At 48.5% G+C, this 21,280-nt stretch carries 22 protein-coding genes; 7 read left to right on the top strand and 15 right to left on the bottom strand.

The features are described from left to right. Positions 1–250: 250 nt before the first annotated feature. Positions 251–1,222 (bottom strand): lytic murein transglycosylase, encoded by a 972-nt coding sequence (locus AC51G0_RS05095; RefSeq protein ID WP_496300981.1) that lies wholly within the window; start codon positions 1,220–1,222, stop codon positions 251–253. Between the two features lie 2 nt (positions 1,223–1,224). Further along, positions 1,225–1,512: a YcgL domain-containing protein gene (locus tag AC51G0_RS05090; protein WP_496301872.1), complete on the bottom strand. Its 288-nt coding sequence runs from the start codon at positions 1,510–1,512 to the stop codon at positions 1,225–1,227. Positions 1,513–1,735: 223 nt separating this feature from the next. On the opposite strand from AC51G0_RS05090, the gene minC reads away from it, so the two are divergent. The 3 genes from minC to minE are packed head-to-tail and all read left to right on the top strand — an operon-like array spanning position 1,736 to position 3,502. Beyond that, entirely contained in the window at positions 1,736–2,398 is a 663-nt protein-coding gene (gene minC, locus AC51G0_RS05085) for a septum site-determining protein MinC (protein WP_496300980.1), read from the top strand. A 21-nt stretch (positions 2,399–2,419) separates the two neighbouring features. Then, complete coding sequence (minD, locus tag AC51G0_RS05080) at positions 2,420–3,232, top strand: septum site-determining protein MinD (protein ID WP_496300979.1); 813 nt, start codon at positions 2,420–2,422, stop codon at positions 3,230–3,232. 6 nt (positions 3,233–3,238) lie between these two features. Beyond that, on the top strand, positions 3,239–3,502 hold the full coding sequence (gene minE, locus AC51G0_RS05075; RefSeq protein WP_496300978.1) for a cell division topological specificity factor MinE: 264 nt from the start codon (positions 3,239–3,241) through the stop codon (positions 3,500–3,502). A gap of 74 nt (positions 3,503–3,576) precedes the next feature. Here the strand turns inward: minE and rnd are convergent, their stop codons facing one another. From rnd to AC51G0_RS05035, 8 genes are all read right to left on the bottom strand, one after another. Next, complete coding sequence (rnd, locus tag AC51G0_RS05070) at positions 3,577–4,698, bottom strand: ribonuclease D (protein WP_496300977.1); 1,122 nt, start codon at positions 4,696–4,698, stop codon at positions 3,577–3,579. 99 nt (positions 4,699–4,797) lie between these two features. Then, positions 4,798–6,483: a long-chain-fatty-acid--CoA ligase FadD gene (fadD, locus tag AC51G0_RS05065; protein WP_496300976.1), complete on the bottom strand. Its 1,686-nt coding sequence runs from the start codon at positions 6,481–6,483 to the stop codon at positions 4,798–4,800. A gap of 129 nt (positions 6,484–6,612) precedes the next feature. Beyond that, positions 6,613–7,530, bottom strand: a complete 918-nt coding sequence (locus tag AC51G0_RS05060) for an alpha/beta fold hydrolase (RefSeq protein ID WP_496300974.1) — start codon at positions 7,528–7,530, stop codon at positions 6,613–6,615. 12 nt (positions 7,531–7,542) lie between these two features. Next, the gene (locus tag AC51G0_RS05055; protein ID WP_496300973.1) at positions 7,543–8,097 is read right to left on the bottom strand and encodes a Slp family lipoprotein; all 555 of its coding nucleotides are present in this window, start codon (positions 8,095–8,097) and stop codon (positions 7,543–7,545) included. A 57-nt stretch (positions 8,098–8,154) separates the two neighbouring features. After that, positions 8,155–8,436 carry a hypothetical protein gene (locus tag AC51G0_RS05050; RefSeq protein WP_496300972.1) on the bottom strand — a complete coding sequence of 94 codons (282 nt, stop codon included), beginning with the start codon at positions 8,434–8,436 and terminating at the stop codon, positions 8,155–8,157. 80 nt (positions 8,437–8,516) lie between these two features. Then, entirely contained in the window at positions 8,517–9,218 is a 702-nt protein-coding gene (tsaB, locus tag AC51G0_RS05045; RefSeq protein WP_496300971.1) for a tRNA (adenosine(37)-N6)-threonylcarbamoyltransferase complex dimerization subunit type 1 TsaB, read from the bottom strand. Next, positions 9,219–11,177 (bottom strand): DNA repair helicase YoaA, encoded by a 1,959-nt coding sequence (gene yoaA, locus AC51G0_RS05040; RefSeq protein WP_496300970.1) that lies wholly within the window; start codon positions 11,175–11,177, stop codon positions 9,219–9,221. Positions 11,178–11,285: 108 nt separating this feature from the next. Then, a complete protein-coding gene (locus AC51G0_RS05035; protein ID WP_496300969.1) occupies positions 11,286–11,762 on the bottom strand; it encodes a group I truncated hemoglobin in 477 nt (158 codons plus the stop codon). Positions 11,763–11,915: 153 nt separating this feature from the next. On the opposite strand from AC51G0_RS05035, the gene purU reads away from it, so the two are divergent. After that, complete coding sequence (purU, locus tag AC51G0_RS05030; RefSeq protein WP_496300968.1) at positions 11,916–12,749, top strand: formyltetrahydrofolate deformylase; 834 nt, start codon at positions 11,916–11,918, stop codon at positions 12,747–12,749. A 196-nt stretch (positions 12,750–12,945) separates the two neighbouring features. Here purU and AC51G0_RS05025 read toward each other — a convergent pair whose 3' ends face one another. Next, positions 12,946–13,527: a VOC family protein gene (locus tag AC51G0_RS05025; protein ID WP_496300967.1), complete on the bottom strand. Its 582-nt coding sequence runs from the start codon at positions 13,525–13,527 to the stop codon at positions 12,946–12,948. Between the two features lie 435 nt (positions 13,528–13,962). On the opposite strand from AC51G0_RS05025, the gene argS reads away from it, so the two are divergent. Both argS and AC51G0_RS05015 read left to right on the top strand, forming a co-directional pair. Next, on the top strand, positions 13,963–15,693 hold the full coding sequence (gene argS / locus AC51G0_RS05020) for an arginine--tRNA ligase (RefSeq protein ID WP_496300964.1): 1,731 nt from the start codon (positions 13,963–13,965) through the stop codon (positions 15,691–15,693). A gap of 193 nt (positions 15,694–15,886) precedes the next feature. Next, positions 15,887–16,906 (top strand): GGDEF domain-containing protein, encoded by a 1,020-nt coding sequence (locus AC51G0_RS05015; RefSeq protein ID WP_496300963.1) that lies wholly within the window; start codon positions 15,887–15,889, stop codon positions 16,904–16,906. A 107-nt stretch (positions 16,907–17,013) separates the two neighbouring features. Here AC51G0_RS05015 and AC51G0_RS05010 read toward each other — a convergent pair whose 3' ends face one another. Beyond that, a complete protein-coding gene (locus AC51G0_RS05010) occupies positions 17,014–17,619 on the bottom strand; it encodes a DUF924 family protein (protein WP_496300962.1) in 606 nt (201 codons plus the stop codon). Positions 17,620–17,858: 239 nt separating this feature from the next. Between AC51G0_RS05010 and AC51G0_RS05005 the strand changes: the two genes are divergently transcribed. Continuing rightward, positions 17,859–18,287: an HIT domain-containing protein gene (locus tag AC51G0_RS05005; protein WP_496300961.1), complete on the top strand. Its 429-nt coding sequence runs from the start codon at positions 17,859–17,861 to the stop codon at positions 18,285–18,287. Between the two features lie 62 nt (positions 18,288–18,349). On the opposite strand, the gene AC51G0_RS05000 is transcribed toward AC51G0_RS05005, so the two are convergent. Genes AC51G0_RS05000 through AC51G0_RS04990 form a run of 3 tightly spaced genes read right to left on the bottom strand, consistent with a single transcriptional unit; the run spans position 18,350 to position 21,089 of the window. Beyond that, on the bottom strand, positions 18,350–18,592 hold the full coding sequence (locus AC51G0_RS05000) for a FeoC-like transcriptional regulator (protein ID WP_496300960.1): 243 nt from the start codon (positions 18,590–18,592) through the stop codon (positions 18,350–18,352). Next, positions 18,589–20,862: a Fe(2+) transporter permease subunit FeoB gene (gene feoB / locus AC51G0_RS04995; protein WP_496300958.1), complete on the bottom strand. Its 2,274-nt coding sequence runs from the start codon at positions 20,860–20,862 to the stop codon at positions 18,589–18,591. Before feoB ends, AC51G0_RS05000 begins: the two co-directional genes overlap by 4 nt. Next, positions 20,862–21,089, bottom strand: a complete 228-nt coding sequence (locus AC51G0_RS04990; RefSeq protein WP_496300957.1) for a FeoA family protein — start codon at positions 21,087–21,089, stop codon at positions 20,862–20,864. The genes feoB and AC51G0_RS04990 overlap by 1 nt, the downstream gene beginning before the upstream one ends. Between the last annotated feature and the right edge of the window lie 191 nt (positions 21,090–21,280).

The following is a 21,280-nucleotide window of genomic DNA, read 5'->3' as shown; positions in this document are numbered from 1 at the left end:
ACGATAAATGGATCCCAGTACAGACCACTCACAATGCACTCCCAACGCTGCTTCAGCCCATCTTGGGCCTACATCGATGCATTGGCTTCACCGATGACAATAACTTCGCTTATTCAATCTTACCTGCCCAAGAATGCTTACACGACAGATGTGAATAATTCAGTTGAGACGTAATATTTACTCTATAAGCCAGAGAAAAGTACAAACAAAAAAAGCCAGACTTAATGTCTGGCTTTTCCTTGTCTAACTGTTACCGAATTCGGTCTGCTAGATGGCTAACAGCAAGGGCAAAATAATGCGATCTATTCCACTTTAACAAGGCTTGGTAATTTCCATAAACCAAATATGCCCTTCCATGACTATCATCAGGTTGAATAAGCCAAGCCTGAATATCTACATCAGGTAACCGCTGTCCATTCAATCTTCTTACGCCTAGTTTTTGCCATTCCGACAGAGGACGACCTTTTTCCTTTTCCACTCCCATTACCGAGTCATTCATACTACTCGGTAATTTTACTTGCCTTCCCCAGGTATATTTGTCATCCCAACCCGACTTATTCAGGTAATTGGCTGCTGAGGCAAACACATCAGCCTCAGTGCTCCAAATATCGATCCGGCCATCATTATTACCGTCTACGGCATAAGATAAAAATGAAGTTGGCATAAACTGTGGCTGACCCATCGCCCCAGCCCAAGAACCTTTCATCTTCTCAGGACTAATATGACCTTCATTCAAAATTTCTAAGGCCGCCATAACCTGCTTGCGGAAAAAAGCCTCTCGACGACCTTCATAAGCCAATGTCGATAAGGCTTCAATGACATTGTAATTACCCATCAGGCGTCCAAAGTTACTTTCGACCCCCCACAGGGCGACAACAAACCTCGGTTGAACACCTAATTGCCGACCAATTTTATCCAAAGCCGTTTTATGCTTCCGATATAGCTGGTTAGCTTGCTCTACTTTCCAGTCTGGTACTGCTCGAGGGATATATTCGTCTAAGGTCAACTTTCTTTCTGGCTGATTCTTGTCAGCCTTTACCGCACGTTCAGTAAATTTAATACCTTCGAAAGCAGAGTTGATTATCGACTCTGAAATTCCATTTTCACGGGCCTCAGCTTTGAGCCCGAGAACATATTCGTCAAACCCTACGTCAGCGGCCAATACCGAAGACGAGATCCCTAAACCTAAAGCCACAAGGGCCGATATCAATCGCTTGCGCATAGTTACCCTTTATGCATTTTTTCGGCTTTGTCAGCCTTATATTGTTCCAGCAAATTTGTCACTGGTGGTGGAACCTGAAGGTAATAGCCAACCGTTCCTAGTGCTTCTTTCACCTTGTCCACATCAGCCAGCGCTAATTTACGTCCATTATCGAGCTTCAGCACCATCACAAACTGAGGAGCTCCAAAAGTTGCCATCAGACTATCAGGAACCTCTGAAAAGTCGTCTTTGGTGTTGATATATAAATATGTGTTTTCTTTTTTAGGACTTTTGTAAATTGCACAAAACATCAAAAATAGCCTGTAAGTTAAAGCTTTCACCTAATTCAGACCGCAATATTGCGAAATCATTCCCTCCGATAGCCACTACTGAGCCACGCAGATGAGACGCTTGTCTGAATTTCCAACGCTAAAGCAAGGATAGCTTGCTGATATACCCTTGGGAATATAACATGCAAGTATCTATGTGATAACGTACCTTAACGGCTAATTAAGCGACAGTCATTGAATGAGTATGACAAAACCAGCAGAACTAAAAGGGAGCTCTTTCACGCTCTCGGCCCTGCATCTCGTTGACGGGGACATCGAAAAGGCGACAGACTTCTTAAAAGAGAAAGTCAATCAAGCGCCTAATTTTTTCGCCGCTGCGCCTGTCGTTATCGACATCAGCCAAGCTGGAGACAGTATCGACTTCAGCTTGCTGAAAACAGAAGTCCAAAATGCGGGAATGATCCCTGTGGGGATCAGCGGCTGTAAGGATACTCATCACCAAACTCAGGCAAAGCGCGCCGGGTTTGCTATTATGAATGCGGCAAGGCAAACCAAACCGGCAAAGCCCGTTATGGAGCCGACCAAAATCATTCGTACACCGGTTCGCTCAGGCCAGCAGATTTATGCCAAAAATTGTGACCTGGTTGTCATGAACCATGTCAGTGCCGGAGCAGAGATTATTGCTGATGGCTGCATCCATATATACGGCACAATGCGTGGCCGTGCGATTGCAGGGGCCAGCGGCCAGCAACAGGCGCGTATTTTTTGCCATAATTTACAGTCTGAACTAATTTCCATTGCCGGAAACTACTGGCTAAGTGATAAAATCGAAGCTGAGTTCTGGGGTAAAAGTGTCGTTATCTCACTTGCTGAAAATAATTTAAACATAGAGCATTTGGCTTTATAACGTTTGATAAGGAATTTATAGATGGCGCGTATTATCGTTGTTACCTCGGGGAAAGGTGGCGTTGGTAAAACAACTTCCAGTGCAGCTATCGCATCAGGCCTCGCCTTAAGCGGCAAAAAAACTGCAGTAATTGATTTTGACATCGGCCTGCGTAACCTTGACCTGATCATGGGTTGCGAGCGCCGTGTCGTATATGATTTTGTCAATGTGATTAATGGTGAAGCCAACCTTAATCAGGCGCTGATCAAAGACAAGCGCGTTGATAATTTATACGTTCTGCCTGCTTCACAAACGCGTGACAAAGATGCACTGAGCCGAGACGGTGTAGAACGTATATTAAGTGATCTGGATGAAATGGGTTTTGAGTTTATCATCTGTGACTCACCAGCCGGTATCGAAACCGGTGCACTCATGGCACTTTACTTTGCTGATGAAGCTATTGTGACAACCAACCCGGAAGTCTCTTCAGTACGCGATTCTGACCGTATCCTGGGTATTCTCGATTCTAAATCACGCCGAGCAGAAAATTCGCTAGAGCCAGTGAAAACACACTTGCTGCTTACCCGCTACAACCCAGCTCGAGTTACCTTGGGCGAAATGCTGAGCGTCGGTGATGTTGAGGAAATCTTGCATATTCCACTATTAGGTGTGATCCCTGAAAGCCAGGCTGTACTCAACGCCTCAAATAAGGGTGAGCCCGTTATTTTCGATAAAGAATCTGACGCAGGTATCGCCTATGAAGATACTGTTGGCCGCTTGATGGGCGAAGAACGTCCATTCCGTTTCTTAGAGGAAGAGAAAAAAGGCTTCCTTAAACGCTTATTTGGAGGCTAATTCACTATGGCTTTGCTAGAGTTCTTCCGCCCCAAAAAACCGACGACAGCGAGTGTGGCGAAAGAAAGGCTGCAAATTATCGTTGCCGAAAGGCGTACTGCCAACCAAGGCACGCCTAGTTACCTGCCACAGCTAAAGCAGGACATTCTTGAGGTGATCCGAAAATATGTCGAAATCACCCCCGAGCAAGTGAGTGTGAACCTGGATCAGAAAGAAGAAGATTTATCTGTTCTTGAGCTCAATGTCACGCTGCCGGACGAAGAGAAGTAGCCTACCGCCCTTTATAAAAACGCCCCGGTTGAGAAACCGGGGCGTTTTATTATTTAAACCTGCTTCTGAAGATATTATCTATCCAATAACGGCAACACGCGTTCTTCAAATAATGCCTTGCGCCAGTTTTTTAGCATATCCGGTAGTTCATCGACAGGCCTTTGCTTCTTCCAGGCCCATGAAATCAATTGGTTAACTTGTTTTTTGGATGCCAGAAACTCTGGCGCCAAGCCAGTTTCCGCTTCGACTTTACTGACCTCGTCTTTGATTCGCTTCACCAACTGCTTGTAGCCAGCCAAATCAACAAGACGGACAATTTTATCCGGATAATCCTGGGGAGACATATCTTCAACGTCATAAACCATTTTTAGCAAACGGCTAGCATGGCGCTGGATCTCCATGTTATCGAAGCCTTCTTTGGCCATCACGGCTTTTGACTTAATGTTATAGCGAGCCAGCTTCCAAAGGTGCAGTTCTTTCACCACAAAGTTCAGGGCCAAATCACGCTTGCGGGCTTCAAGTAACCGCCACTTCGCCACTTTTTGCAACACTGCCAGCTGCTTAGGCTCTAGCTGCCAAGCATTTTTTATATCTAGGTACACCTTATCCGGGTCAACTGATTTCATCCGTTTAAGCATCAGTGAGGCACATTCCTGCTCTAATGCTTCCAGCCAGTCTTTCTCTTCAACCTGCTTCAACAGCTTCTGATACAGCGGTAACAGATAAAAAACGTCTGCAGCGGCGTAGTCTAGCTGTTTTGCTGTCAGCGGGCGGGCCAGCCAGTTAGTCCGTGCTTCGCCTTTGTCCAGCTCAATACCCAAGAAATCATTCACCAAGGTACCAAAGCCAGCAGAAACACCATAACCAAGAAAAGATGCCATAACCTGGGTATCGATCATCGGAACCGGTAGGCACCCGGCGTAATGCTGGAACACTTCAAGATCTTCTCCACAGGCATGCAATACCTTGGTGACAGACTGGTCCTGAAGCAGCGCCCATAATGGCTCTAAATCATCAATCTCAAGCGGATCAATCAAAGCCAGGCTATCCCCATCAAACAGCTGGATCAAACCCAGCTTGGGATAAAGGGTGCGGGTGCGGACAAATTCCGTATCAAGCATGACAGCCGTCTGGTTGCGGGCATGCTCACATACTACTTCCAGCCGTTCAGTTGTTGTTATGATTTCAAAATTCACAGCAAACCTTTAATTAACATCAGTTATAGATAACCGAAAGAAAGTGCCGGCATGGTAGCCGGCACTCAAATTAATCTCATTGTAACCTGAATTTACAGGTTATGCTTCTTGTGCCTGCTTGTCAGATTCCTCTCGCAACGCCCGACGCAAGATTTTACCGACATTGGTTTTCGGCAGCTCTTCACGGAACTCCACCACCTTAGGGACTTTATAACCCGTCAGGTGCTCGCGGCAATGCATCAAGAGCTCATCACGCGTCAGGCTTGGGTCACGCTTGACCACGCAAACTTTCACCACCTCACCCGACACTTCATGCGGAAGCCCAATCGCGGCAACCTCCAGCACTTTGGTGTTCAGCGCGACAACATCTTCAATCTCATTCGGGTAGACGTTGAAACCCGATACCAAGATCATGTCTTTCTTACGGTCAACAATGTGCAAAAAGCCTTCATCGTCAAAACGCACGATATCACCGGTAGAAAGCCAACCATCCTCTGTCAGGACTTCTTTAGTCGCTTCCGGACGCTGCCAATAACCCTGCATAACCTGAGGGCCACGAACCTGCAGCTCACCCGTCTGATCGTTTCCGAGTACATTGCCCTCGTCATCGACAATGCGAACATCCGTGGAAGGTACTGGTAGGCCGATGGAACCATTGTAGTCGACAAGATCATACGGATAAGCGGCAACCAACGGCGAGCACTCGGTCAGACCATAACCTTCCAGTAAGTAATTATTGGTGATCTGTTTCCACTTGTCAGCCACTGCACGCTGCACGGCCATCCCCCCGCCTACCGATAGGCGCAAGTTGCTGAAATCCAGCTCGTGGAAATCTTCGTTGTTGACCAGTGCATTAAACAGCGTATTCACCCCGGTGATCGCGGTAAACGGATAACGCTGGAGCTCTTTGACAAAGGTCGGAATATCGCGCGGGTTGGTGATAAGCAGGTTTCTTCCGCCCATTTCAACAAACAGCAGGCAATTTACCGTCAAAGCAAATACATGGTACAACGGCAAGGCAGTCACAATCAGCTCGCGCCCTTCCGTCAGAACCGGGCCATAGGCACCCTTGGCCTGCATCACATTGGCCAGCATATTGCGGTGAGTCAGTATCGCCCCTTTCGCGACGCCAGTCGTCCCACCGGTATACTGCAGGAAGGCGGTATCATCACCGGACATAAACGGCTTCACATACTGCATCCGGCGACCTTTGCTCAGCGCTGCGCGCATTGAGGTCGCATGAGGAAGGTGGTACTTCGGCACCATCTTCTTAATGTATTTCACCACAAAGTTAACCAGCGTGCCTTTCGGGCGAGAAAGCTGATCACCAAGGCGGGTCAAGACGACGTGCTGGACACCGGTGTTTTTCACCACTGTCTCTAGCGTGTGCGCAAAGTTCGAAACGATAACAATCGCCTTTGCACCAGAATCATTTAACTGGTGTTCCAGTTCTCGTGGGGTATACAGAGGATTGACGTTAACCACAACACAACCAGCACGAAGAATACCAAACAGCGCAATGGGATATTGCAGCAAGTTCGGCATCATAACGGCAACACGGTCACCTTTCTTCAGCTTGAGATCATTTTGCAGATAAGCAGCAAAAGCACGGCTGCGCTCTTCCAGCTTACGGAAAGTCATCACCTGCCCCATGTTGATAAATGCCGTCTGATCTGCGTATTTCTGTACAGATTGTTCAAACATCTCAACCAGCGACGGATATAAATCCGGGTTGATTTCTGCCGGTACATCTTCCGGATAGCGGTTAAGCCAAACCTTATCCACTTTGCACTCTCCTTATTCTAATCTGGCGTATACGCCAACAATTTGCTGTAGGGGAATAATTTAAACAACTGTTTATAACCACCATTACAACACAATTAACAAATGATTAACAATAACTGATTGGACCAGTTACTTGAACTTTGAAGTGAACACCATTATATGCCCACTAACAGCACGCGGGCTTTCGATATGACAGTGATGGCCACCGTCAACCTCAACCTGGATGCCGTGCTGCAACCAAAGGCTGCCCGCCTCCGGTCGCTTAAGTTCACTAAATCCGCTCCGACCAAGAATCAACAAGACCGGGCACTGGATCTGTGATGTCAATGCTTCTGCATGCTCTTTGGCCATTCGGTACAGTGAATCACAGCGTAGCCTGTTGTCATGGCGCCAAAACCAATATTGACCTTCCTGGTACGTTGCCCGCTCCACCAGCGGTACTAATTGTGCAGCCGAAAGCTGGTTCACTGCACATCGCAGATCAAGGGCGTCTTGAAAAGACAGCATTCGTCGAGCCGCTCGCCGTTCAGCCCGTTGGCGATAACGCTGCCGACTATCGATACCGTTACGCAGGCGTTTCACCACATTTTCCGGTGACTCATAGAGCGGTGACAGACCTTCAATCAACACCAGCCCAGCAATGTCCGCTGGAAATACTGCCGCGTAACTGCTTGCCACCAAAGCCCCCAGGGAATGCCCGACCAAATACACCTGGGTATCTGGCAGCAATTTCACCAACTGATTAAGATCATCAATATAGTCAACGAAGTGATAATAATTGTCGTTGCTACGCGGCTGCGAATAACCGTGACCGGGCCAATCGATCGCAATCAGGTGATAGTTTGCCGCCAACATCGAAAACAGGCCGTCAAAGCTGGCTGCGTTATCTTGCCAGCCATGCAAAAACAGCAATATCGGTTTTTGGGCATCCAAGTAAGACAAAGGTGCAGATGATGTCACCACCCCACCTTGATGCTGAAATGAACACAGCCCAGCCAGCTCTATCTCCGCCAGTTGGAAGTGTGTATTGAACATTACACTCGACACAAAATTCTCAATCTATTTGGTTACCCGCTTCGTCACTTCACCCCGGGTAAACCCTACCCCGTAACTCATGAACGAGCACCGGGTGCCGATACAGTCATGGTAGCGCGCAAAATCATCAATTCGAATTTCCTGCTTAACCTGCCACAACTGATGGCCAGAGATAATAACGACAGGGAATCGGTATTCAAACTCGCCCACCGAACCTTGTTCATGGCCATTGACTCGGCCAACGATGGTCACAAGTCGGCCGGGACGATATTCCAAGGGCTCGATAAAGCCGTCAACATATCCGACAAAGCGCCCTTGTGGTTTAGCATCAAGCTTGGGCCTGCCATCACTGGTCAACGGCAAGCTGACTATTTCAATTCGGGTGCGTTGTTTCTCATTATGGATCGCCGCGATGATCCCCCCAATCCGGACCTCCTGATCCTGAACCAACGCTGGGTTTTCGCGGATCAGCTGAAAGTTGGTGACAGGGCTCTCTGATTGGGTTTGTAAGCTTTCAGGCACGCCGGCACAGCCTACCATAAAGAGCATTAGCAGCCCAAGAAATAGCACTCTAAACATCTGGTTCTCCAAGACAAACGCTTAAGATCCAGCCAACTTATCTGGCTGAAAAACACCTCAAACGTAAACATCTACCCCAACCAATGAGGAAAGTTCATCCTTACGGTTCTGGTACATAACGCCCATATAGGAATCCAGTGCCTGGCGGTGTTTTCCCTCTGGCTGATCATACTGAATTTTTGCGTGGGCATCTTGGATCAGCTCTGGATCACGAACAGACTTTGCGACCGCCTTCGCAACAACTGACGGCTCAGTTGTAACAGGGGCCTGCACCGGTTTATTAGCCCGGGGCTGCTGGGGGGAGTGTATTGATGTTGGTAAACGTTGAATTGAGACCATAATGCAATACCTATCGAGGGGTGAAGCAAGATCCTGGGTCCTCGGTCCTGCTTTTCCCAGTACCAAGGACCTTTATTAATTTACTCCCGGCCAGGCAGCTTTTTCCAGGTTACCGTATCACGCAAGTAAACTGGGCTGGCATGCTCAGCGTCAACCGCTTCACCTCGCGCCAGAGCATACTTAGCCAAGTACACCATGTCCTGAGAGTCAGGATATAGAACCGTTCCTTTTTCCATTCTGACCTTCAGTTGAGCAAGAGGTTCAGCATAACTTTCCCAACCTGTACCGGCTGTTAACCAAATACCGTTGTCGGCGCTGAACTGCTCAATGAGCGCATCAGGCTTGATAACCAATTCACTATCGACAACTTGCCAGTCTCCGTCAACCTGTCGCTGGTACTGACCCCAGTATATCTCACCCATTCGGGCATCAATCGCCGTCAACACCTGCTCTGACTGGTGTACCCGGTAGGTTCCCTGAGCCATTGCCGCCAGTGTTGAGACACCAAGCATCGGCAAATCAGCGCCGAAAGCCAACCCCTGGGCAATACCAATACCTATACGGACACCGGTAAAGCTCCCTGGCCCCCGGCCAAAGGCCAGTGCGTCTAACTGGTTGAGCTTGAGGCCACCTTCAGCCAGAACGGTATCCACCATTGGCAAAATTTTAGTGGTATGTTCACGCGGCGCATATTCGCAACGTGAAATGACATCATCACCTACCATTAAGGCAACAGAACAATTTTCGGTTGCAGTATCGACTGCAAGGATTTTGGTGCTCATTCAAGCCTCTGAATGCTGATCGTCACTGTGAACAAGGCTCTCGCCACCATTCACCTTGGACAAAAACTGCCCGACACCATTAACATCCCGCGTACGTGGAATTGGTGGCAGGCTTCTTAGAAATACCGCGCCATACGGGCGCGTTACCAAACGATTATCACAAATAACCAGAACACCTTTATCCTGCTTATCGCGAATAAGGCGCCCGACCCCCTGTTTCAGGGTGATCACGGCATCGGGTATTTGAACTTGCGAAAAAGGATCCCCGCCACGCAAGCGACAATCTTCAATTCGCGCTTTCAACAACGGATCATCCGGTGCTGTAAAAGGCAATTTATCAATGATAACACAGCTAAGGGCTTGTCCTCTAACATCGACCCCTTCCCAGAATGCACCGGTGGCAACCAACAAAGCATTGCCACGCTCCAGGTACTCAGCCAGTAGTTTCTGCTTGGTCGTTTCCCCTTGGACCAATACTGGCAAATCCAGTACCGACCGAAACCCTTCAGCCAGCTCGCGGACCATTTGGTGTGAGGTACAGAGGAAAAAACAGCGGCCATCATTGCCCTCTATCACCGGGGCTAGCATTTCCACCAGCCGATCAGCAACGCCAAAACTGTTTGGCTCGGGAAGAAAACGGGGCACACACAGCAAGGCCTGCTGCTGGTAGTCAAACGGACTTTCCAGCGAAAACTGCTGCTTGGGTGTTAACCCAAGGCGATGGCTAAAATGGCTGAAATCATCATCAACCGCCAGGGTTGCAGAGGTAAATATCCAAGCTCCCGGCTGCAACTGCATCTGCTCGTGGAATTTTTCGGCTACCGACAGCGGCGTGATATTGAGGCTAAAATGACGAGGAGTGCACTCATACCAGTAGGAATAGCCAGTAATTGACGTATCACATAACCTTGCCAACCGGGCCTTTAGCAAGGTTGCCCGCTCAAACGCCGTATCGAGTAGCTGGCTGCGCCCTAAGGCCAGCTTAAGAACTTCATGGGTCAGGTCGAGGGCATCGTTTAGCCGGGTAAGCTCGCGCTGGATAGCCGGGCTGGTAGCAGCATCTCGCCAGTTACCCCGGAAACCAGGCTCTCCTAGCACAATACGCAGATCAGAGGCGGCCTGAGCCAGGCGGTCCGCGGTCTTTTGCAACTGACGCATATCTTTCGCCTCAGTGCGGTAACCAATCTCGACATCTTTCGCCAACTCATGAACCTGGCGGCTGGTCAGGCTCTGGCCGAAATACTGGCTGGCAATATCTGGCATCTGATGGGCTTCATCAAAAATAAACACTTCCGCTTCAGGGATCAGCTCGCCAAAGCCTGTTTCCTTGATGGCTAAATCCGCCAAGAACAGGTGATGGTTCACCACGACCACATCGGCTTCCATCGCCTTGCGGCGGGCTTTCACTACAAAGCAATCTTCATAGGAAGGGCATTCCCGACCAATACAATTGTCATTGGTCGATGTGATCATCGGGATCGCCGGGCTATCTTCGGCAACCGTTTCGCACTCCCCCAGATCACCAGTATGGGTGGTTGAAGCCCAGCTGCGAACTTTGACCAATTGGCTAAGCAAGGTTGGATCAACATGTGTGCCGTGGCTTTCGGTGATCTGGCGGCTCAAACGGTCTAGGCACAAGTAGTTTGCCCGCCCTTTTAGCAAAGAGACCCGCCCGGTAAACCCGAGGGCATCCGCCATCAAGGGTAAATCACGGTGAAAAAGCTGCTCTTGCAGGTTCTTGGAACCCGTGCTGATAATGGTTTTTTTGCCACGTACCAAAGCTGGTACCAGGTAAGCAAATGTCTTACCGGTACCCGTGCCCGCCTCAACCACTAGCTGGGTCTGTTCGCAAATTGCATCATCAACAGCTTGGGCCATATCTATTTGTGGCTGACGAGCTTGGAAACCCGGTATGGCTTTGTCGAGCGCGCCCCCGGAGGCGAAAAACTTGGCTATCATTCTGATAAATTTATTGGTTATTTATACAGTAAAAGACTGTCCATTATGCCAAGTTTGCCTGCCTACGACTATGGTTATTTATCGGTTCACCACTCGCAATAGCAACGATTAAGGGGCGGTAACAATGTCCGCTTTCGTCGAACCAACAACCGTCATCAGCTCTTGCTGCTCTGTTTCCGCCACACCATGCTTATCCAGCACACTTTCAAACAATACCACCATTTGCTGCCAATCTTTCTCGCTAATATTGAGGTGGGCATGAGAATCCTTCATAGTCCGCCCATGGTACTTGCATGGGCCTCCGGTGACCTGACATACCATCGCCGTGACATGGTATTTAAGGTAGGCTGCCGGTACAACTTTTCTCGCCGCATCAATCGCAGGATTCGCATTAAGGGTATTATCAACCACAATCACATCAATAAAATCACTGACGACAACCGAAATGGGTTGTAGCCCCCCCAGCCGGCTATAGAGCGACTTGGTATCCTGAGCATGACTATCGGCATAGGCTAACCCAGTGCCGGCTACCAACATGGTAAAAATGAGAGCCGTAGATAAAAATTTCAGCCGTTGTGACAACATACCTCTCTCCTCGAAAGTAAAGATAATTGATTAGGTTTCTAAATGAATTGCAACTATCACCAGTACTAATCTGTATTTTTGTTTTGACCTCGAAATAAATACACGGTAAATAAAAGGCAGTGGAAATATAAATATTGTAGCTCAAGGAAGATCATGGAAACGAAAACCCTCCTTACCGACTGCCCAGATGCAATGGGTTTGATATCTAAAATCACCAACATCTGTTACAAGCACCAACTCAACATTGTTCACAACAATGAATTTGTTGATCACTCCCATAACCAGTTCTTTATGCGTACCGAACTGGAAGGGGTTTTCAATGACGAAACGTTTCTTTTCGATCTTGACCGAGCCTTGCCCGAAGGCAGTTACCGCCGCCTCGTCAGTTCAGCTCGCAAACGTATTGTCATTATGGTTACCAAAGAGGCCCACTGCCTGGGGGATATTCTCGTCAAGGCCTTTGATGGCACATTGGATGTTGAAATCGCAGCGGTTGTTGGCAATTACGATACACTGGCGCATTTAACCGAGAAATTTGATATCCCGTTCCACCATGTCTGCCATGAAGGGCTAAGCCGGGAAGAGCACGAAGCGAAGCTACTGGAAGCCGTCCAGCAATACAGCCCTGACTATGTCGTGCTGGCCAAGTATATGCGGATCCTGACGCCAAACTTTATCGCCCAGTTCCCACACCAGATCATCAATATCCACCACAGCTTCCTGCCTGCCTTTATCGGTGCCAAGCCGTATCTGCAAGCATTTGAACGCGGGGTGAAGATCATCGGTGCCACCGCCCACTTTGTCACCAACGATTTAGATGAAGGCCCGATCATCACCCAGAATGTCATCAATGTTGATCACAACTTTAGTGCTACCGATATGGCCCGCTCTGGCCGTGATGTTGAAAAGTCGGTACTGAGCAAGGCGCTGGGCCTTGTGCTTGATGATAAAGTGTTTGTGCATGGGAACAGGACGGTCATCCTTTAAAGGCTGCGCCTTGGAAACGGGTGACACTTCGTTTCGAGTGCGCTTCGCTTTGTGAGGCAAGAAAAAAGCGAGAGCTGGCTGGCTCTCGCTTTTTGTTAGCTCTGTCCCGCTTCCTATGCACAGCATAGATACTCAGCGAAGCGCCCCTTTACGCCTCATGGGCAACGCCCATCAGCGCTTCCCATGCGCAGCATGCCTATGCTTCGCTTTCAATCACATCCTTCAGCGAACACGGATGCAGCTTGATACACACCCCTTGCTTTTTAAAAGCATAAGTCGGGTTTGGCAGACGCTCTTTTTCGCCGGATGGCGTGCTGGCTTTCACCTTAATGCCTTTTTCCGCCAATTGGTCCCACGGAAGAAGCGGAAAGGCCTCATCCAGCTTTGTTTTTAGCTCATCGGTGTCTTTAGCCTTAGCCGGAATAACGAACTCGATATGCTCCCAGCCTTCCTGGGGATATGACTTACTGCCTGGATACGGCAACTCTAGCGCTTCAATACGCCAACGGCCAACCTGTAGCGGCTGGTTAAAGCCGATAACAATAATCGGACGGCCATTGATTTCATTGTTCGACCACTCCTCGCCATAAGCCAACCAGGCCTGGTGCAAAGCCTCAGCCATATCACGGTCATTTACCCGCAATGCAATATGATCGGCCTGATAACCCGACAGGGAAACATTCATCTCTTGCGCCAGGGCCTCAATTCGCTCTACAAAGACGGGCAGCCCCGCTAGCATTTGCTCGGGATGAAGGCCGGCATCAGTCAACTTCTGCATGTTTTTTCTCCAGTTATTACCGCATCGGGAAACGAACGCATAATTATCCATAGTTTTATGTTTATAAAAACCCCGGTTGGGGTGACGACAGGCCTTGTTGCTGCTTGATTTGTGCATAATTTTCACGTTCTACCCAGAACGAAAAAAAAATCGCAAACAATGCCTTTTTCGGGTTGCCAAAACACCTAACTTTGTGGGTATTATTAAGGCAATGCAATGTACGTATTCAAGATATCACCTCTAACTCTAGAGGGTGCCCCGTCAAAAATACTCACGCGATCCCAATCAGCATTCATTATGCTTCAATTAATGAAGCCAGCTTGCGTGACTATTTTTGACGGTTTTTGCTTATAGCGACTCTTGAATAGCGTAACGTTTTTGCCTCGCTAATACGACTTGGCGATTAGCGAACCAAATGATTTAAAGGATAAGCGTGTGAACATTCAAGCACTAATTAACGATAAAGTATCTCAGGCACTAGAAGCCGCAGGCGCACCAGCAGGTAGCCCAGCAGCCGTTCGTCAGTCTGCGAAAGCACAGTTTGGTGATTACCAGGCTAACGGTGTCATGGGCGTTGCAAAGAAACTCGGCACCAACCCTCGCGAGTTCGCACAAAAAGTTATCGACGTACTGGATCTAGACGGTATTGCTGAAAAAGTTGAAATCGCTGGCCCTGGCTTTATCAATATTTTCCTAAGCAAATCTTGGCTTGCCGCTCGTGCTGAAGAAGCGCTAACAGACGAGCGCCTGGGCGTTGCTGCTGAAACGCAGAAAAACATCGTTGTTGACTACTCGGCACCAAACGTTGCCAAAGAAATGCACGTGGGTCACCTGCGTTCAACCATCATTGGTGATGCGGTAGTCCGTACACTTGAATTCCTGGGCCACAACGTTATCCGTGCTAATCATATCGGTGACTGGGGTACCCAGTTCGGCATGCTTATCGCTAACCTTGAGCGTGTTCAAAAAGAATCTGGCGAAGTTTCAATGGAACTCTCAGATCTGGAAGCATTCTACCGTGAATCTAAAAAGCTATACGACGAAGATGAAGAATTCGCAAAACGCGCGCGCAACTACGTCGTTAAGCTACAAAGCGGCGACGAGTACTGCGCTGAGATGTGGAAAAAGCTGGTTGACGTAACAATGGTTCAAAACCAGCACAACTACGATCGCCTGAACGTATCACTTTCCCGTGATAACGTCATGGGTGAGTCAATGTACAACGACATGCTGCCTGGCATTGTTGCCGACCTAAAAGAAAAAGGCCTGGCTGTTGAAGATGACGGCGCGCAGGTTGTGTTCCTTGACGAGTACAAGAACAAAGACGGCGAGCCTATGGGTGTGATCATCCAGAAGCGTGACGGCGGTTTCCTGTATACAACTACCGATATCGCATGTGCTAAATACCGCTACGAGCAGCTAAACGCCGACCGCGTGCTTTATTTCATCGATTCACGTCAGCACCAGCACCTGATGCAAGCATGGACAATTGTTCGCAAGGCGGGCTATGTTCCAGAAGAGGTAACCCTTGAGCACCACGCATTCGGCATGATGCTAGGCAAGGACGGCCGTCCGTTCAAGACCCGTGCTGGCGGTACTGTTCGTCTTGCAGATCTGCTTGATGAAGCAGAAGAACGTGCAACAAAACTGATCGAAGATAAAAACCCAGAGCTAGATGCGGCTGAAAAAGCAAACATTGCAAAAACGGTTGCGATGGCGGCAGTTAAGTATGCGGATCTTTCCAAGCACCGTACAACTGACTACATCTTCGACTGGGACAACATGCTGGCATTCGAAGGCAACACCGCACCGTACATGCAGTACGCATACACCCGTGTAGCCTCTATCTTCAAGCGTGCCAATGTTGAGCTTGCTGACCTGACTCACCCTGTTGTGATCAACGACGAGAAAGAGCAAGCCCTGCTATCAGCCCTTCTTCAGTTTGAAGAAGCCGTACAGACAGTCGCTCGTGAAGGTCACCCACACGTAATGTGTAGCTACCTGTTCGATCTAGCGGGTAAATTCTCTAGCTTCTACGAAGCCTGCCCGATCCTAAATGCAGAAGAAGACGTGAAGCAGAGCCGTCTGAAGCTAGCACTACTGACAGCGAACACTATCAAGCAAGGTTTGGATCTTCTAGGTATCGAAACACTTGAACGTATGTAATTTTTTGCTGTTTCATTCAAAGAAATAATAAATTACAGACTAAAAATTCAAAGCCTTCTAGGGTATCCTTAGAAGGCTTTTTTATTCTTAATAAGATTTTAAGTCTACTGGCGCTTCAAGGTATCAATATTGAATGCTATTTGCGCTGTAATCATTTTGCTTACGTATTTGCGACAAGAATGGAATTCAAAGTATGAGCAAAGACAGCTTTGTGGAATCGACGGAAACGTTGAAAAAAACGGTTCCCCTGATGATCAAACACAAAGTACCAACCACCCCGACCAACTATGCGCTCTGGTACACCTATGCGACTCAGCAGCAACCGGAACTCAACCTCGCAATCGACCAGGAAATAGAAGCCCTAGGGCACTGTACGCCTACGTTGTGCGAAAACCTTTACCAAGAGCACCTGGCCAGCCAAACCGACAAAGACATGAAGCAACTCAAGCAGAGCCTGACGGCAATGATGCAGGAGCTGTCACATACCATGTCAGATACACTCTCCAACGCGGAAACCTTCCAGGGGGCACTCAGCAACACTTTTACCAAGCTTGAAACTGCTGAGCAAGAAGGGTTATCACTAGAAGACACCATGACATTGGTCCGGAACCTGATCCGTGAGTCGCGCCAAATACAACAAACCACCGGTACCTTTAAAGGCCAGCTCAGCAATGCTCAGCAGGAGATCTCCGCCCTGCGCGAGGCATTAACCGAAAGCCAAAAAGAAGCTAATCAAGATGCGCTAACCCAGCTCCATAACCGGCGGGCGTTTGAACGGGATATCCAAAGCTATGAAGTCAGCAATATACCGTTTAGCCTTATCATGATGGATATTGATAAATTTAAGGAATTTAACGATAACTACGGCCACTTGCTCGGTGATCAGGTCTTAAAAATTGTAGCTCGCAGGCTCATAGAGTGCAGCCGAGACTATGCGCAGCCCTACCGCTTTGGTGGCGAAGAGTTTATTGTTATTTTACCGCATAAAACTCTGTTTTCAGCTCGCCAGCAGGCAGAAACACTCCGTCGGGCGATAGAAAAAATTTCAGTCTTGGATAAAAAGTCCGGCCAACGGATCAATTCTGTCACGGCCTCATTTGGCATAGCGACCAAGCAAGAAAACGAAACTGCTGCCCAGGTTATTGAACGTGCCGATAGCTACCTCAACAAAGCCAAGCGATTAGGACGAAACAGAGTGCTACCTTTGAATTGATGCCCTCTGCACTTACCCTCGTCAAGTACATATGAAAGCCACCACCCAAAGATACAGACTAAGAAGGTGGCTTTTAACTTCAACAAGAACGACTTAGACCACCTTGCTCATTGGCCGAACCGCTGACCTCCGCCATGCAACCAATCCAACTCTTCTTGGGTCGACAAACGCCCGTGCACGGCATTACGATGCGGGAAACGGCCGAAACGCTTAACAACATCATGATGGCTGACAGCGTACTGATAGAAACCCTCAAAAACCACCGCATGTGCAGGTGAAACAGACTGGCGCAGGCGATCAAAACGAAATACACACTCTTCCTGATCTTCGACCGTTTCAGAGTGCTCTAGCGGTAAGTAAAAAAAGACGCGTTCAATTGGGCTCAATATTTCATCTTGGTTATTTGCCAGGCCTCGTTTGCAAATCGCCAAGGCCAAAGAGTCATAGCGAAATGCCGCGCTCAGACCGCGATAGATATTACGGGAAAACTGATCCAGCAAGATGATCAGGGCCAACGCCCCCTTAGGCTCTTCCGCCCAGTGGCTCAGCTCGCCCAGCCCTGCCCGGCTAACTAAAGGCTGAAAACGCTCAGCAATAAGCCTGTCCGTATCCTCACCGCCCTGAAACCACAATGTATTTCGGTTGGTTGCTGGCACTTCCTCACCGAGTTCACCAAACCAAAAATCCAAGATTTCTTGATATTCCGCTACCATATATTTCCCCCCACACGGTTACCGCGGGCTCAAAGTGTAAGCAATCGCCACAATTGTCCACTGAAATCACCAATCAACGATGATCTATGCTGGCCTTTATCTCAATTGGTATTACCATGACATAGCTAGACAAAACTGTTTATCCTACAGTGGTATTACCAGCATACCGCAGCCCTCACTGATAATAATGAGCAATGTTCCAGCATGTGAGCCGCACAATACATTTAAGGAATACGACAATGCATTTTACACTCCATCCGCGACTACAAGCAGATACTACTGTATTAGGTGACTTACCATTATGCCGGGTATTACTGTCGAAAGAAGCATTAGGCCCATGGCTGATTTTAGTACCACGAAAGGAAGCGTTAACGGAAATTCACCACCTCCCCCAAGATGAGCAGTACCAGCTGATGCGCGAGTCCAGCGCCGTTGCTGCCCTGCTAGAAACAGATTACCAGGCAGATAAAATCAACGTCGGTGCCCTGGGTAATCTCGTCCCACAACTACATATCCACCACATTGCAAGATTCCAGTCTGATATTGCCTGGCCTGGCCCTGTATGGGGAAATACCGATGGGACGCAGCGGGAAGAAGCTGTTCAGCAGGCACTGGCAGAAGAGCTTCGCGCAGAACTAAGCAACATTGAAGGGTTTGCAGCTATTTAAACTCGGTGACAACCTAGCAGGTGAGAAAAAAGCAGCCCGGGGGCTGCTTTTTCATTGCTTCGTCAGCGTAACACAGTAACTGACAACTCATCGGCCTGCAGCCAACGGTACCAGACATCCTCAGCGCTCTGACAACAGGAGTCGTTGTCACAGCCAATGAGCTCTTTGCCTAGTGCGCCTTTGCGCACCCAGACATCCAGCATCGCATCGACACCGTCTTCACTCATACCAAAATGGTGCGCCAGGCTCTTTCTGCTCACACGGCCATGCTGCTCAATATACTGCTTCAGCTGTTGAAGGATCATACTAAGGCTAACTCTTTTTGTTGTTTCTGCCCTTGGCGCTTAAACGCCACGAATAGGCCAGCGTTAATCAGCACAAAGAAGGCAATCCACGCCATGCTGGTAACAGGATGGTCGGTAAAGTGTGCCACTTGGTAGAAAATAGTTGCAAACGTGTACGCCAATAGCATTGTCCAGCCGGCAATGAATACCGAGAACTTCTGGCCAAACTCACGAACATAAGCCCCCATAGCGGCTGCACAAGGCGTATATAACAGGATGAAAATCAAGTAAGCCATCGCTGCTGCAGAGCTCACAAAGTGCGCTTGAATATTACCAAAGATAGATTGGTCAACGTCTTGCTCTGCTGCTGCGGCGTCTAAATTATCAAGCTCGCCCACGGTGATCCCTAACGGATCAGAGTAGCTCAAATCAGCAAGGTTGGCAGGGATCGTCTCTACCGCTTCTTGTAGGCTTGCCAGCAAGTCATACTCTGACTCTTCACCTTCAGAAGGCGCATATAGGCTATTTAATGTACCAACAACGGCCTCTTTAGCGAAAATACCAGTAATGATACCCACCGTCGCAGGCCAGTTATCTTCCTTGATACCGATAGGTGAAAGTACCGGTGTTACGACCTGAGCCGCTCTTGAAAGCACTGAGTTTTGAGTATCTTCATTGCCGAATGTGCCATCCGTGCCCAACGAGTTGAAGAAGCTGAGGATTGCAACAACCACCACAATTGTCTTACCTGCACCCAGAACAAATTTCTTCAGCTTCTGCCATGTTTTGATACCTACATTTCGCATCGTCGGCAATTCATAGTCTGGCATTTCCATGATGAAGCTATCGCTGCTACCCGGATACAGGGTATTGCGCAGAATCAGCCCCGTCATGACAGCGGCAACAATACCCAGTAGGTACAGTCCGAAGACCACATTCTGACCACTTTCAGGGAAGAACGCAGCCGCAAACAGTGCATATACCGGCAGGCGCGCGCCGCATGACATGAACGGCGCCATGGCTGCTGCCAGTTTACGCTCACGTTCTTGCTCCAGGGTACGGGTAGCCATGATAGACGGCACGTTACAACCAAAGCCAAGAACCAATGGAACAAATGCTTTACCCGGTAGGCCGACCTTCTGCATCACTTTATCTAGAACAAACGCCGCACGGGCCATGTAGCCAGAACTTTCCAGCATCGCAAGGAACAGATACAGACAGGCAATAACCGGAATAAAGGTTGCTACCGTCTGGATACCACCACCAATACCATCTGCAATAACAGTAACCAGCCAGACCGGTAAGTGATCATCCAGAAGGTGATGCCCCCCATCCACCAGAAGGGCACCGGCACTTATATCAAAGAAATCAATGAATGAACTACCAATGTTAATGGAGAACATAAACATCAGGTACATCACGATGAAAAAGAATGGGATACCAAAAGCACGATGCAGCAATACTCGGTCAATTTTGTCACTCAGGCTACGGCTGAGCTTGCCTTCCTGACGTCGAACCTTCTGACATAGCTGGTGAAGGTGTGTATAACGCACATCAGCAACTTGAACATCCGGGTCGATATCAACCATCAGTTTGTTACGAACATTACAGGCTTGGCCCTTGTCTACATCCGACAGGCCATTAATCACCAATGTATCGTTTTCTAGTACGCGAATCGCCTGAGAGCGAGCCTTTAGCTGATCGTCTGAAAACAGACCTTCAAGCTCAGTAATGGCCGCTTCAAAGTGTTTGCCATAGTCCAGCTCGATATCACCAACGGCCACACCCTGGGCCAGCATTTTGTGCAGCTTTGTTTTGAACTCGGCAACCTGGTTAAGGTTATTCGCAGAAAGGCACATTACCGGGCAGCCCAGCGCCTTTTCTAGCGCTTTAACATCCAGCACCTGGCGCTGGCGTCCCAGCACATCCATCTTGTTGAGTACCACTATCATCGGACGGCCAAGCTCACGCAGCTGCAATGTCATATATAAGCTACGTTCCAGGCAAGAAGCATCAACGACGTTGATGATCACATCTGCAGGCATCGTCAGAATGGCGCGAGAAGCTATCGCTTCATCAAGGCTATTCGCATCATTGGCACTATCTAGGTTGTAGATCCCCGGCAAGTCGGTCAAAGCAAAGTCATCACCCGCACACTGGTAGTTACCGGTTTTCTTTTCAACGGTGACACCGGCCCAGTTGCCGACTTGCTGCTTGGCGCCTGTCAGTCCGTTAAATAATGTTGTTTTGCCACTGTTAGGATTACCGACAGTAAGAATGTTGTATTGCATTAGCACACCTCCACATCAATATTGGCTGCAATCTGTTTACGCAGTGCAATATCAACACCACGAACACGCACTTGAAGCGGATCGCCTAAGGGCGCCAAACGAACAACCGAAACCTGAGTGTTAGGCAACAACCCCATAACCATTAGCTTTTTACGGGTTGCTGAAGGAAGTTCAGACATACTGGTCACAACTCCATTCGCACCGCACGATAACTCTGACAGTTTCATCTTAATCGACACCTTAATAAGAATTATTAGCATTTATACTTGCAATATTACAGGCTGAAACACATTGCGCATTGTTTTAAATCAATAAAAACCCTTCCATTTATGGGTTTATTGGTTCCATTTATGCAAGCCTGAAATAACATTCGTCTTTAGGGCTAAAGTCAGCAATTTAGGCAAATTTAACGACTGTG

The organism is Photobacterium sp. HL06, assembly GCF_059552575.1.
Note: the sequence above shows the minus strand (reverse complement) of the source record. Positions and strands in the feature narration are given on the sequence as shown.

What these genes read in the sequence shown, in the direction of transcription:
- AC51G0_RS05095 (WP_496300981.1), bottom strand. Translation starts at nt 1,222, where the DNA reads ATGCGCAAGCGATTGATATCGGCCCTTGTGGCTTTAGGTTTAGGGATC.
- AC51G0_RS05090 (WP_496301872.1), bottom strand. Translation starts at nt 1,512, where the DNA reads ATGTTTTGTGCAATTTACAAAAGTCCTAAAAAAGAAAACACATATTTA.
- minC (WP_496300980.1), top strand. Translation starts at nt 1,736, where the DNA reads ATGACAAAACCAGCAGAACTAAAAGGGAGCTCTTTCACGCTCTCGGCC.
- minD (WP_496300979.1), top strand. Translation starts at nt 2,420, where the DNA reads ATGGCGCGTATTATCGTTGTTACCTCGGGGAAAGGTGGCGTTGGTAAA.
- minE (WP_496300978.1), top strand. Translation starts at nt 3,239, where the DNA reads ATGGCTTTGCTAGAGTTCTTCCGCCCCAAAAAACCGACGACAGCGAGT.
- AC51G0_RS05055 (WP_496300973.1), bottom strand. Translation starts at nt 8,097, where the DNA reads ATGTTTAGAGTGCTATTTCTTGGGCTGCTAATGCTCTTTATGGTAGGC.
- AC51G0_RS05050 (WP_496300972.1), bottom strand. Translation starts at nt 8,436, where the DNA reads ATGGTCTCAATTCAACGTTTACCAACATCAATACACTCCCCCCAGCAG.
- tsaB (WP_496300971.1), bottom strand. Translation starts at nt 9,218, where the DNA reads ATGAGCACCAAAATCCTTGCAGTCGATACTGCAACCGAAAATTGTTCT.
- yoaA (WP_496300970.1), bottom strand. Translation starts at nt 11,177, where the DNA reads ATGATAGCCAAGTTTTTCGCCTCCGGGGGCGCGCTCGACAAAGCCATA.
- AC51G0_RS05035 (WP_496300969.1), bottom strand. Translation starts at nt 11,762, where the DNA reads ATGTTGTCACAACGGCTGAAATTTTTATCTACGGCTCTCATTTTTACC.
- purU (WP_496300968.1), top strand. Translation starts at nt 11,916, where the DNA reads ATGGAAACGAAAACCCTCCTTACCGACTGCCCAGATGCAATGGGTTTG.
- AC51G0_RS05025 (WP_496300967.1), bottom strand. Translation starts at nt 13,527, where the DNA reads ATGCAGAAGTTGACTGATGCCGGCCTTCATCCCGAGCAAATGCTAGCG.
- AC51G0_RS05015 (WP_496300963.1), top strand. Translation starts at nt 15,887, where the DNA reads ATGAGCAAAGACAGCTTTGTGGAATCGACGGAAACGTTGAAAAAAACG.
- AC51G0_RS05010 (WP_496300962.1), bottom strand. Translation starts at nt 17,619, where the DNA reads ATGGTAGCGGAATATCAAGAAATCTTGGATTTTTGGTTTGGTGAACTC.
- AC51G0_RS05005 (WP_496300961.1), top strand. Translation starts at nt 17,859, where the DNA reads ATGCATTTTACACTCCATCCGCGACTACAAGCAGATACTACTGTATTA.
- AC51G0_RS05000 (WP_496300960.1), bottom strand. Translation starts at nt 18,592, where the DNA reads ATGATCCTTCAACAGCTGAAGCAGTATATTGAGCAGCATGGCCGTGTG.
- feoB (WP_496300958.1), bottom strand. Translation starts at nt 20,862, where the DNA reads ATGCAATACAACATTCTTACTGTCGGTAATCCTAACAGTGGCAAAACA.
- AC51G0_RS04990 (WP_496300957.1), bottom strand. Translation starts at nt 21,089, where the DNA reads ATGAAACTGTCAGAGTTATCGTGCGGTGCGAATGGAGTTGTGACCAGT.